Genomic DNA, 11,486 nt, shown 5'->3' on the forward strand with positions numbered 1-11,486 from the left:
CCGGCGGTGAGGTCGGTGGGTTTATGCGCGCCCAACCCCGACCGATCGGTACCGATGAAGAGGCGGGACTTTATGCGACAGGCCGGCGGCGCGACGGCCGCCCTCGGGGCCGGCGCCGCCGCGGCGTCCGGTACCGCCACGGCCCAGGAGGGCGGTGGCGGGGGGCAGAAACCCGACTTCGGCGGCTACACCGACGGCGCCAAGGGCGGTACGTACGAGGACGCCCGCGGCAGTTCGGAGGTGACCGTCGAGGTCGGCGGCGGCGGGGGGCTCGCGTTCCTGCCGACGGAGCTGTGGATCGACACCGGGACGACCGTCACCTTCGAGTGGGTCTCCGGCGGTCACAACGTCCTGTTCGAGGAGACGCCCTCCGGTGCCGGCGTGTCCGGTCACGAGCCCATCGAGAGCGAGGGGTTCTCGTTCAGCGTGACCTTCGACACCGGCGGGATCTACAAGTACTACTGTGACCCACACAAGTCGCTGGGGATGCTCGGCGCCATCGCCGTGGGCGGCGAGGTTCCGACGGTGTCCACCGGCGGCGGCGGGCCGAAGGAGCTCCACGAGCTCGGCGTCGCGATCCAGGCGCACTGGGTCGGCGCCGCGACCATCCTCGGCATCGTCATGAGCGTGATCTTCACGTTCTATCTGGTGAAGTACGGGGAGTCCGCCCACACGGGGACGGGGAGGTAACCCATGTCGAGCACCGGATCCACCTACGGCGACATCCACCGCTACGAACCGGCGCGCGAGAGCACCGCCGCGGCGATCGCGATCGTCCTCCTGACGATCGTCGAGATCGTGTTCGTGTTCATGTTCACCTACGGCCTCGTCAACGGCTGGGGCCTCTCGGACACGGGGAACATGTTCCTCGGCGGCATTCTCGCGGTGATATTCATCGACCTCGCGTTCATCCTCGCGCTCTACCGCAAGGAGTTCCTCCCGGACGTCGTGATCGTCAAGAAGCGGCGTCGCAAGTGGGAGGACCTCTACATCCGCGAGGAGGACGTCGACGGAACCACCCTGGGCGGCGACGCGTGGGAGCAGGTCAAGCGCGCCGTCTACCCCTACTACAAGCGGTGACACGATGAGCTTAGAGAAGAAAGACGAGTACGACCACAAGAACTGGCTCGAGAGCAAGGACCTGACGCCGGTCGAACAGACGTTCCTGACCGCGCTGATCTGGGTCGACAAGCGCCTCCGCATCGTCGACTACCTGGAGCTGCTGGAGTCGCTGTACTACCGGTCGAACCTCCAGATGCCGAAGTCGCACACGGAGCAGTACGACCTGGACAACAAGTTCTGGTACTGGTACGCGCTGTACACGCTGGGCTTCTTCAGCACGCTCGCGTACGTGGTGGCGGCGATATCGGGGGCTCTGCTCGGCTTCTACTACGTCCCCGCGGTCGGGAGCGCCGGGCCGGGCGAGGCGTCGATCGCCTACAGCCAGATCGCGTTCATCATGCGCGACCTCCAGTTCGGCTTCATGCTGCGCTCGATCCACCGGTGGTCCGCGCAGGTGATGACCGCCGCGGTGTTCCTCCACATGCTGCGCGTCTACTTCACGGGCGCGTACAAGGAGCCGCGGGAGCTGAACTGGCTGCTTGGCATCGTGCTCATCTCGCTGACGATGGTGTTCGGGTACTCCGGCTACCTCCTGCCGTGGGACCAGCTGGCCTTCTGGGCCGGCCAGATCGGCGTCGAGATGAGCCTCTCGATCCCGCTCATCGGCGAGTGGGTCGCCCAGCTGCTGTTCGGCGGCTTCTCGCTGAGCCAGGCGACGCTCCAGCGGATGTACATCCTCCACGTGTTCCTGCTCCCGTTCGTGGTGACGTCGCTCATCGCGCTCCACATCGGCATCGTGTGGGTGCAGGGCATCGCGGAGCCGCACTAAGACCATGACCGAAGACACCACCGACACCGAACCCCAGACGGACGGCGGCACCGGCATCGTCGCGCCGGACGACGAGACCCCGACGTGGCGCGAGCGCAAGGAGCGCACGGAGGGGCTCTCCCGGCTGACGTACGAGTACTTCGAGCGGGCGCGCCGCGAGGACGAGGAGCTCCGCAGGGAGTCCGACTACGTGGAACGCGACGTGCTCGCGTTCCCGACGTGGCCCCACGAGACGGTGCGCAACCTCGCGCTCACCAGCTTCTTCGTCGGGATGATCATCTTCCTGTCGGCGACGCTGCCGCCGCACATCGGCGACCCCGCGAACCCCAACTCGACGCCGGCGATCATCCTGCCCGACTGGTACCTCTACTGGTCGTTCGGCCTGCTCAAGCTCGGCCCGCTCAACCCCGAGCTGGCCATCCTGGGCGGGCAGAAACTGATGGCCGACCGCACGTACGGCGTGCTCGCGAACCTCGTCGTCGTCGGCGCCATCGCGATCGTCCCCTTCATCAACAAGGGAAGCGCGCGCCGCCCCGTCGAGCAGCCGTTCTGGGCGGCCGTCGGCATGTTCGGCGTGGTGTTCGCGTTCACCCTGTCGATGCTGTCGATCAAGAACCTCGTGCCGATGAACGTCCACCTGCTGTTCGACCTGACGTTCCTGGCGCCGGTCGTCGTGGGCTGCGTCACCTACGCGGTCCTGAAGACGATGCGGGAGGGGTACATGTACGACCTCAACCGTCGGTACTACCGGCTGCGTCCGCCGAAGTAGGCGGAGCGTCGCTGCCCTACCCGGCCTCCGGGGGTCGCTCCGACCCGCCGATCACGACTGCCGTTCTCTCGTTCTCCCGTCGCCCGACCGTCGGGTGTCGTCCCGCCGACCCACGTCGCAGGACATAGTACCGTCCGGCCCCTCGGACGACCCATGAGCGACGAGCCGACCGACCGGAACGACCCGGCGGTCGCGGCGGACCCCGACACGGGCGGGGGCGGCGACGCCGGCCCCGTCGCGGGCGGGACCGATCACGGTCCCGAAGCCGCCTCCGACGGGGACACGGCTGCCGGGCGACCGGACGACCCCGACGCCCCGCGCGCGAGCGGCGCGGGGCGCGCACGCGACGTGGTCGTCCCAATCGCGCTGTACAAGCGGGTGACCGCGTACGCGACGCTGACTGCGGTCGTGGCCGTCGTGTTCGGGTTCGTCATGCTCGACGCGGCGACGCTGCAGGTGTCGCTCACCCGTCGGTTCGTCGTCGGGCTGTTCGGGCTCGCGGGGGTCGTCCCGCCGGAGACGCTGTTGACGGCGCTGTTCTCGCTGCTGGGTCTGGGATCCATCGCGTTCGGGGCCGGCGTGTACGTCCTCGGCTCCCGGTTCCGGGCGGCCGGGATGGGCGCGGAGAACGGAAACTCTCAAGACGACGACCCCGAAGTATAGCCTAATGGCAGACGAGTTCATCAAGGGCCTCGGCCTGTTCTGCGGCGCGGGGCTGGCGTGGATGGTGCTCGCGGGCTGGTACCGGACGCCCTCGTTCGAGAGCCCCCGGCAGCTCATCGCGGCGCCCCCCGAACCCAACACCGTCTTCGACGCCATCGGTATCTTCCTCAACGACGTGTTCCTGTGGACGGCGCTGCTGGGCGCGCTCACCTTCTGGGTGCTCATCCCGGCGTTCAACGAGTTCCGAGGCTCGGGTCCCTCCGCGTAACCGGCGGGTGCGACCGAGGAGGGGGCTTTTGTCGGTCGCGACTCCACTCCCGCCATGAGCCGCAGGACCGCGGTCCGTCGGGTGGGCGTCGTCATCCTCGCGGCGAACGCGGTCCTCGCGGTCGCGAAGGGCGCCGTCTGGTACGCCACGGGCAGCCTCGCGGTCGGCTCCGAGGCCGTCAACTCGCTGGCGGACGTGGCCTACTCGGCGGTCGTGCTCGCCGGCCTGTACCTCACCACCCAGCCGCCCGACTTCGAACACCCCCACGGCCACGAGCGGATCGAGCCGTTCGTCTCGCTGTTCGTCGCCGCGGGCGTGCTCGTCGCCGGCGGCGCGGTCGCCTACTCCGGCGTGACGGCGCTGCTGGCGCCCGGCCCGCCGCGGACGTTCACCGGGGGCCCGCTCGCGGTCGGCGTCCTCGTCGCCGGCGGCGCGGTGAAGCTGCTCCTGTACCGCTACTGCCTGCGCGTCGGCCGGCGCCGCGACTCCCCGGCGTTGGTGGCGACGGCGCTGGACAACCGCAACGACACGCTCACCGCACTGGCGGCGATCGTCGGCGTGCTCGGGGCGGCGGCGGGCTACCCCTCGCTCGACGCGGTCGCCGCCGCGGCCGTCTCCGTCGGGATCCTCTACACCGGCTACGAGATCGTCCGCGACAACGTCGGCTACCTGGTGGGGGCGGCGCCCCCGGAGGAACTGCGCGAGGAGATCCTCGACCGGGCGCTGTCGCACCCGGAGGTGCGCGGCGCCCACGACGTGGTCGCCCACTACGTCGGCCCGGAGGTGGACGTGAGCCTCCACATCGAGGTGGAGGGCGAGCGCTCGCTGTTCGAGGCCCACGACATCGAGACGGAGGTGGTCGAGTCGATCCGGGCGATCCCCGCCGTCGACGACGTGTTCGTCCACGTCGACCCGAAGGAACTCGGCGAGTGGAAGGAGGTCTCCGACGCCCGCGTCGCCCCCGACGAGGCGCGGATCGACGGCGACGGCGACCGCTCGACCGACGCCGGCGGGACGGAGCCGCGCCCCGACGACGCTCAGTAGAAGTTCAGCTTCCGGCCGTCTTCGCCCGACAGCGACAGCGACGGGTCGCCGCGGTCCAGCGTCGCCTCGCCGGCGCCGCCGGTCTCGATCCGCGCGGCTGCGCGGCCGGCGGCCCGGAGCGCTGCCTCCAGTTCCGCGGCGTCGTCGCCGACGGCGGGGACCCCCGCGACGACCGTCCGGCGGCCCGCGACGCGGTCGCGCTCGTGGACCGCCAGCGCCTCGCCGTCGGCGGCACCCGCCGGCGTGATCACCAGGTCGCGGGGGTACTCGTCGTTCCGGAGGGTCACGCCGTCGGCCGGGAGGCCGTCCCCGAACGTCACGACCTCGGTGCCGAGGAGCCACCCGTCGGGGACGAGCGCGTCCACCGGGAGCTCGTGGAGCGTGTCGCGCAGCGTCCGCTCGGTCCGGGTCGCCTCCAGGTCGGCGGGGTCGTCCGGCCGCGGACGGCGGGACATGACCGCGTGTTGGTACCCATGAAGTATCAATCTATTGTCCCGTAAGTCGTCCTCGGGCCGTCACGCCCGAGTGCCGGGCGACCGACCGCCCGGGGAGCCGACGGGCGGCGACCTCGCCGGCGGGCCGTCGGAGGGCGTCGCTCGCGGGCGTACTGTCGTGTGGGCGTCAGTCCGCGGAGGAGGCGGCGTCGCCCGGTCACACCGGCTCGCCGAACGCGTACATGGTGTTCTGCCCGGTGATCTCCACGTCGAGGAAGTCGCCGAGTTCGACGCCGTGGTCGTCCGCGTGCCGAACGATCACCTGCCGGTAGGCGCCGTCGCGGCACTTCACCGAGTCGCCGGTGCCCTCCTCGACGGCGAGGACGCGGCGCTCGGAGCCGACCATCGCCTCGTACGCCTCGCCGACGATCTCGCGCTTGGCGGCGCTCATCTCCTTCGAGCGGTCCTTCTTGGTCTGTCCGCCCAGCCCTTTCATGTCCGCCGCCTCGGTGCCGGGGCGCTTCGAGAAGCGCGTGACGTTCACCTTCTCGGGGCGTACCTCCCGCAGCAGCGCCATCGACTGGGCGTGGTCGTGGTCGGTCTCGGTGGGGAAGCCGACGATGAAGTCCGTCGAGAGGGTCCACTCGTCGAGGCGCTCCTCGAACGTCTCGACGATCTCGAGGAACTCGTCGACGCGGTGCTGGCGGCGCATGTCCGCGAGCACGTCGTCGCTGCCGGACTGCACCGGGAGGTGGATGAAGTTGTACAGTTCCTCGTTGCGGGCGAACACGTCGGCCAGTTCCTCGCGGATGCCGTGGACGCCGCCGGGGTTCGCCATCCCCACGCGGACGCGGAACTCGCCGTCGATGTCGCAGACGCGGTCGAGCAGCTCCGGGAGCTTCCGCTCGCCTCCGTCCCAGCCGTAGACGCCGGTGTCCTGGCCCGTGACGCGGATCTCGCTGGCGCCCGCGTGGACGAGCGCGCGGGCCTTCTCGACGTTCTCGGCGACCGGCGGCGAGTCGATGCGGCCGGTCGCGAACTTCGTGATGCAGTACGAGCAGTTGCTCATGCAGCCGCGGGCGATGGGGAGGATGCCCACCTGGCCGTCGAGCACCGGCTCGGTGTCGGCCGTCGTCGTCGGACACTCGCCGTTCATCACGGCCGTGGGAACGTCCTCCCAGTGGAGCACCCGGGCGTCCACGTCGGCCTCGGCGAACGCCTCGCCCTGCGCGAGCGCCATACAGCCCGTGACGATGAGGTCGGCCGTCTCCTCGCTCAGCTCCTCGGCCCGCCGGAGCATGTTGCGCTCGGTCTTCTCGACGACCGTGCAGGTGTTGAGGATGGCCACGTCCGCCTCCGCCGGGCCGTCGGCGGGGCGGTGGCCGCCGTCCCTGAGCCGGCGTTCGATCTCCCGGCTCTCGCCCCGGTTGGACGTGCAGCCGTAGGTCTCGATGTGGTACGTCGCCATTCGCTTGTGTGTCCCTCCTCGCGCGCGAGGTTAAGGGGTACGGTCCGCGGCGTCGGGACCGGTCCGTCCGGACCGTGGCGGGGACCGACGCCGGGTCCCCCGCGTCGGTCGGGTCCCGGGATCGGGCGCCCGGGATGGGAAACAGATATCCCCCGCCCGTCGTAGTATCCGGCGAACCGATGCCCTCGCGCCGCGCCCTCCTCGCGGGACTCGCCGCCGGCGGAGCGTCCGGACTGGCGGGCTGTGCGACCGGGGGCGGCGGGTCGACCTTCTCGCCGGGGCGCGACGCCGACACGGAGTGGCCGCTTCCCGGCCGCGGCCCCCGGGCGACCAACTACGCGCCCGACGGGGTCGCGCCGCGGACGCCGCCGACCGAGCGCTGGCGCGCCGAGACGGGACGGGCCGTCGGCCGGCCGGTCGTCGCCGGCGACACGGTGTTCGTCCCCGCCGAGGACGGCCTCCACGCCCTCCGACTGCGCGACGGCGAGGAGCGCTGGCACGCGTCGATCGCCCCGTACGGCGTCGCCGTCGCCGACGGCGTCGCCTACGCGACCAGCCGCGAGGAGCCCGCGGCGTACGCGTTCGAGGCGGGCTCCGGCGAGCGGCGCTGGCGCGTCGAGACGGCCGCCGACTTCGGCGCCGGGCCGCTCCCCGCGCCCTCCGGCGACGCGGTCGTCGTCGGCGACACCGACGGCCGGGTGGCGGCGCTCGCGCCGCGGACCGGCGAGACGCGCTGGCGCTTCCGGGCGTTCACCGGCGTCTACTCGCTTGCCGCCCGCGACGACCGGGTGTACGTCGGGACAACCGGCGGCGAGGCCTACGAGCTGCACGTCGTCGAGCCCGAGGACGGGACGGTCCGGGGCGTCCCGCTGTGGCGGCGGAAGCTTCCGGGGACGGTTCGCGCGCTGAGTGCGGCCCGCGAGGGGGTGTACGCCGCGACGTTCGGCGGCGGGCTCTTCCGGCTCGCGACCGGGGCGGCCGCCGGCCGGACCGTCTGGCACGCCCGGGACGCCCCGACGGTGACGGACGCGCTCGTGCACGCGGGGGGCCTCGTCGTCGGCGTCGGCCCCGACGGGGTCGCCGCGGTCGACGCCGCCACCGGCCGCGGTCGATGGCGGACGACCACCGACCGGGCGGCGCCCGCGTCGCCGCCGGCGGCCGCCGGCGACACGCTGTACGCCGGCGTCGGCGGGTCGCTGCGGGCGTACGCGCTCGGCGGCGGCGTCGGCGTCGGCCCCTACCGCGTCGACGTGGAGCGGTGGCGGCGGAGCCTCCCGGTCCGGAGCGTCGTCGTCGCCGACGGCGCGCTCGTCGTCGCGTCCGACGACCTCGACGGGTCGCCGGGCGTCGCCGTGCTGGAGTGACCGCGGGGGTCGACGGCCCGGCGCCCGCGTCCCGTGGCTCCCCGACCTCAGGCGTCGGGGTGTCCCTCGACGATGGCGACGCCCGAGGAGGCGCCGACGCGCTCGGCGCCGGCCGCGAGCATCGCGCAGGCCTCCTCGTAGCTCCCGACGCCGCCGCTGGCCTTCACCGGGAGGTACTCGCTCATCAGCTCCACGTCGGCGACCGTCGCGCCGCCGTCGGCGAACCCGGTCGAGGTCTTCACCATCGCGGCGTCGGCGTCGCGGGCGGCCGCACACGCCCGCCGCTTCTCCTCGTCGGCGAGCAGGGCCGTCTCGATGATCACCTTCACGGGTACCGGGACGCACGCGACGACCTCGGCTATCTCCGCGCGGACGGCGTCGTCGTCGCCGGCTTTCAGCCGCCCGACGTTGATCACGAGGTCGAGTTCGTCCGCGCCGGCGTCCCAGGCGTCCTCCGCCTCCAGCCGCTTCGCCTCGGGCGTGTTCTGGCCGTGGGGGAAGCCGATCACCGTCGCCAGGGTCACGCCCGGGGCGTGTTCGGCGGCCTCGGCGACGTAACACGGCGGGACGCAGGCGTTCATCCCGTACCCGTCGGCCTCGTCGAGGACGCGCCGCACGTCGGCGACCGTCGTCTCGGGGCCGAGCACCGTGTGGTCTATCGTCGCCGCGAACGCCTCCGGCGAGAGCGCCTCGGGGTCGGCGAACCCGTGCGGTCCGTCGCCGTCCGCGGTCGTGTCGTCGGTCATACCCCGAGGCTCGGGACGCGTGTCGGAAAAGCTACCGAGTGGCGGCCGTCGTCTTCCCCCGCCCCCGGACCGTCCGCTCCCGCCGTTCCCGGGGCGGCGCCGCCGACGTCGCCGACCCGGCCGCCGCCGCGCTCACTCGCCCCCGTCGTCGGCCTCCCCGTCGGTCCCCCCGCCCCCGAGCGCGAGGTAGGCCGCCGGAACCGCGACCAGCGAGGCGACGGCGCCGACGACGATCGCTACCCCGCCCGTCGGGTCCGGGAACAGGACGAACGTCGCGAGCACCACCGGCGGGGCGATCGACACCGCGAGCAGCGCGCGCACGAGTCGATTCACGGCCGGGCGTGGCGGACCGCGAGGGGTAACGGTGGCGGTCGTCGCCCCCGTTGGCGGCCGATCCCCCGGCCGCCCCCGGACGCGTTCCCACAACGCTTTCACCCGCCGGGCCGGCCCCACGGGCATGGATCCGTTCGCGCCCCCGCAGTCGTTCCCCGCGTCGCTCCCGGGGCAGGTGCTCCCCTCCGGGTTCGGGCTTCCCCCGGTGCCGCACCTGCTGGCGCTCGCGGCCGCGCTCGCGGGCGTCGCCTGGGGCCTCCGCCGGCGCGACCCGCCGTTCGGCCGCGGGCACGTGCTCGCGCTCGTGCCGTGGATGTGCGTCGGCGCCGCCGGCCACGTGCTGTACGCCCTCGACGCGCTCCCGGCAGCGCTCGCACCGCTGTTCGGCACGCCCGCCGCGTACCTCACGACCGCGGCCGTCGCCGGCGCGACGTGGCTCGCCGCGCTCGCGTCCGGGCGCGACGACGCGCCCCTCCTGGCCGTCGGCGGCGTCGTCGCGCTGCTCCCGCCCGTCGGCGGCGTACTCCGGTACGGACTCTCGAACGGCACGCTCTCGCCGCTGCTGCCCGCGGCCGGGCTCATCGGCGGCGCCGCCCTCGGCGTCGCCGCGGGGGCGCTCCTGTTCCGCCTCCGCGAGGGCGTCGCGGTCACCGGCCGCGCGGGCCTGCTGGCGGTCGCCGCCCACGGCGTCGACGGCGTCACGACCGCCGTCGGCGTCGACCTGCTCGGCTTCGGCGAGCGCACGCCCGCCTCGCGGGTCATCATCGAGTTCGCCGCCGGCCTCCCCACGGCCGACCTGCTCGGCGCCGGCTGGCTGTTCGTGCTCGTGAAGCTCGCGGTCGCCTGCCTGGTCGTCGTCGCCGTCGCGCCGACGGTCCGCGAGGAGCCCCGCTACGGCTACGCGCTCCTCGCGCTGGTGACCGCCGTGGGGCTCGGCCCCGGGGTCCACAACGCGCTGCTGTTCGCGGTCGCGGCGGCGTAGCCCGTCCCTCCGTGGAGGGGTCGACACGTCGACTGTCCGACCGCAACCCCTTCCTCGCGTCCCCCCGTGTCGCCGGCGTGGTTCGCGTTCGCGAGGCGACCCCCGGGGACGCCGCGGCGGTCTGTCGCGTCCACGAGGCGTCGATCCGCGGGCTCGGCCCCCGCGCGTACGACGCCGAGCAGGTCGACGCTTGGGCGGGCGACCGGAGCCCCGGAGACTACGACCACCTCGGCGACGGCGACGCCTACAATATCGTCGCCGAGGTCGACGGCGCCGTCGTCGGCTTCGGGACGCTCGTGCCGGAGCCGCCGGACTACCTCTCGGAGCCGCCCGCGGCCCTCGAACTCCCGGACGGGAGCGGGACCGTCGGCGCCGTCGAGGCGGTGTACGTCGACCCCGACCGCGCCGGCGAGGGCCTCGGCTCGGCGCTGCTCGCGGACCTGGAGCGCGAGGCGCGCGAGCGCGGCCTCCGCGCGCTCGGCCTGCACGCCTCCCTCAACGCGGTGGGCTTCTACGAGCGACACGGCTACGAGCGCGAGCGCGAGGTCGTCCACGAGTTCGGCGGCGACGACTGCGACGTGACCGGGACGGTCGTCGAGCTGTGGACGCGCCTCGACGGGGAGTGAGGCCGGTCCGGGGGTCCACGGCTACTCCGGGCCGGTCGCGACGCTCGTCTGCATCCCCTCGGAGTTGTACGCCGACCCCGCGCCCCCCTCGTCGAGGACGATGACGCCCGCCGAGGAGCCGGTCAGCTCCCCGAACTCCGCGACGGCGCGGTCGGCGGCCGCCTGCGCGTCGAGGCCCTCCTCCAGGTGGCGGACCGCCCGCCGTGTGAGCGTCGCCCGCGCGATGTCCTCGCCCGCGCCGGTCGCGCTGGCGCCGCCCGCGGGCGCACAGAAGAAGCCGGAGCCGATCTGGGGCACGTCGCCGACGCGACCCGCGAGCGCGAACGTCCGCCCGCCGGTGGAGGTGCAGGCCGCGAAGGAGTCGTCGTCGGGGTCGTGCGCGACGGCGCCGACGGTGTCGTGCCCCGCGAACCTCTCGTCCAGCCACGCGAGGTGCTCGCGCGGCCCGGCGTCCGGCGCCGGCGGGTCGGCGTCCTCGTAGTCGGCGCGCGCGTCGTCGGTGAGCAGGTCGCGCTCCACCGCCACCCCGAAGTCGTCGGCGAGGTCGACCGCGTGGACGCCCGAGACGAGCACGTGGGGCGTCTCCTCCATGACGACGCGGGCGACGGCGGCGGCGTTGGCGACGCCCGGCATCGAGGCGACGGCGCCCGCCTCCCGGCCGTCGGTCATGATCCCGGCGTCCGTGCGGACGACGCCGTCCGACTGGACGGCGCCCCCGCAGCCGGCGTTGAACCGGGGCGACTCCTCGAGCACCTCGACGGCCGCGACGACGGCGTCGACCGCGTCCGACTCCGCCGCGCCCGTCCCGGCGGCCTCGTCGAGGACCGCCTGTCGGGGCTCCGGTTCGTCGGGGACGCCGCCCGCGCCGCCGTGGCAGATGACTCGCATGGGAACCCCG

15 protein-coding genes are annotated in these 11,486 nt (G+C 73.4%); 10 read left to right on the plus strand and 5 right to left on the minus strand.

Annotated features, from left to right (window positions below; all coding sequences use genetic code 11):
- Positions 1-54: 54 nt before the first annotated feature.
- The 7 genes from ACQUQ1_RS04640 to ACQUQ1_RS04670 all read left to right on the plus strand — a co-directional run bounded on the left by ACQUQ1_RS04640 (position 55) and on the right by ACQUQ1_RS04670 (position 4,635).
- A complete protein-coding gene (locus ACQUQ1_RS04640) occupies positions 55-690 on the plus strand; it encodes a plastocyanin/azurin family copper-binding protein (protein ID WP_435063095.1) in 636 nt (211 codons plus the stop codon).
- A 3-nt stretch (positions 691-693) separates the two neighbouring features.
- Positions 694-1,080: a DUF7318 family protein gene (locus ACQUQ1_RS04645; protein WP_435063096.1), complete on the plus strand. Its 387-nt coding sequence runs from the start codon at positions 694-696 to the stop codon at positions 1,078-1,080.
- 4 nt (positions 1,081-1,084) lie between these two features.
- Positions 1,085-1,891 carry a cytochrome b gene (locus tag ACQUQ1_RS04650; RefSeq protein WP_435063097.1) on the plus strand — a complete coding sequence of 269 codons (807 nt, stop codon included), beginning with the start codon at positions 1,085-1,087 and terminating at the stop codon, positions 1,889-1,891.
- A gap of 4 nt (positions 1,892-1,895) precedes the next feature.
- Entirely contained in the window at positions 1,896-2,660 is a 765-nt protein-coding gene (locus ACQUQ1_RS04655) for a cytochrome bc complex cytochrome b subunit (protein WP_435063098.1), read from the plus strand.
- A gap of 153 nt (positions 2,661-2,813) precedes the next feature.
- Positions 2,814-3,323, plus strand: a complete 510-nt coding sequence (locus tag ACQUQ1_RS04660) for a DUF7315 family membrane protein (protein WP_435063099.1) — start codon at positions 2,814-2,816, stop codon at positions 3,321-3,323.
- 4 nt (positions 3,324-3,327) lie between these two features.
- Complete coding sequence (locus ACQUQ1_RS04665; RefSeq protein WP_435063100.1) at positions 3,328-3,591, plus strand: DUF7314 family protein; 264 nt, start codon at positions 3,328-3,330, stop codon at positions 3,589-3,591.
- A 54-nt stretch (positions 3,592-3,645) separates the two neighbouring features.
- A complete protein-coding gene (locus tag ACQUQ1_RS04670) occupies positions 3,646-4,635 on the plus strand; it encodes a cation diffusion facilitator family transporter (protein WP_435063101.1) in 990 nt (329 codons plus the stop codon).
- Here the strand turns inward: ACQUQ1_RS04670 and ACQUQ1_RS04675 are convergent.
- Both ACQUQ1_RS04675 and ACQUQ1_RS04680 read right to left on the minus strand, forming a co-directional pair.
- Positions 4,629-5,090, minus strand: coding sequence for a hypothetical protein (locus ACQUQ1_RS04675; protein WP_435063102.1), 462 nt, complete (start codon positions 5,088-5,090; stop codon positions 4,629-4,631). The genes ACQUQ1_RS04670 and ACQUQ1_RS04675 overlap by 7 nt on opposite strands.
- A gap of 196 nt (positions 5,091-5,286) precedes the next feature.
- Positions 5,287-6,537: a tRNA (N(6)-L-threonylcarbamoyladenosine(37)-C(2))-methylthiotransferase gene (locus ACQUQ1_RS04680; protein WP_435063103.1), complete on the minus strand. Its 1,251-nt coding sequence runs from the start codon at positions 6,535-6,537 to the stop codon at positions 5,287-5,289.
- 179 nt (positions 6,538-6,716) lie between these two features.
- Between ACQUQ1_RS04680 and ACQUQ1_RS04685 the strand changes: the two genes are divergently transcribed.
- Complete coding sequence (locus tag ACQUQ1_RS04685) at positions 6,717-7,901, plus strand: PQQ-binding-like beta-propeller repeat protein (protein ID WP_435063104.1); 1,185 nt, start codon at positions 6,717-6,719, stop codon at positions 7,899-7,901.
- 47 nt (positions 7,902-7,948) lie between these two features.
- Here ACQUQ1_RS04685 and deoC read toward each other — a convergent pair whose 3' ends face one another.
- Both deoC and ACQUQ1_RS04695 read right to left on the minus strand, forming a co-directional pair.
- Positions 7,949-8,647, minus strand: coding sequence for a deoxyribose-phosphate aldolase (deoC, locus tag ACQUQ1_RS04690; protein WP_435063105.1), 699 nt, complete (start codon positions 8,645-8,647; stop codon positions 7,949-7,951).
- Positions 8,648-8,779: 132 nt separating this feature from the next.
- Entirely contained in the window at positions 8,780-8,980 is a 201-nt protein-coding gene (locus ACQUQ1_RS04695) for a hypothetical protein (protein ID WP_435063106.1), read from the minus strand.
- A 124-nt stretch (positions 8,981-9,104) separates the two neighbouring features.
- On the opposite strand from ACQUQ1_RS04695, the gene ACQUQ1_RS04700 reads away from it, so the two are divergent.
- On the plus strand, positions 9,105-9,962 hold the full coding sequence (locus ACQUQ1_RS04700) for a DUF63 family protein (protein WP_435063107.1): 858 nt from the start codon (positions 9,105-9,107) through the stop codon (positions 9,960-9,962).
- A gap of 77 nt (positions 9,963-10,039) precedes the next feature.
- A complete protein-coding gene (locus tag ACQUQ1_RS04705) occupies positions 10,040-10,588 on the plus strand; it encodes a GNAT family N-acetyltransferase (RefSeq protein WP_435063108.1) in 549 nt (182 codons plus the stop codon).
- A gap of 21 nt (positions 10,589-10,609) precedes the next feature.
- Here ACQUQ1_RS04705 and ACQUQ1_RS04710 read toward each other — a convergent pair whose 3' ends face one another.
- A complete protein-coding gene (locus ACQUQ1_RS04710) occupies positions 10,610-11,476 on the minus strand; it encodes an isoaspartyl peptidase/L-asparaginase (RefSeq protein WP_435063109.1) in 867 nt (288 codons plus the stop codon).
- Positions 11,477-11,486: the final 10 nt, after the last annotated feature.

Source organism: Halobaculum sp. EA56 (genome assembly GCF_051195075.1).
Lineage (GTDB): Archaea > Halobacteriota > Halobacteria > Halobacteriales > Haloferacaceae > Halobaculum.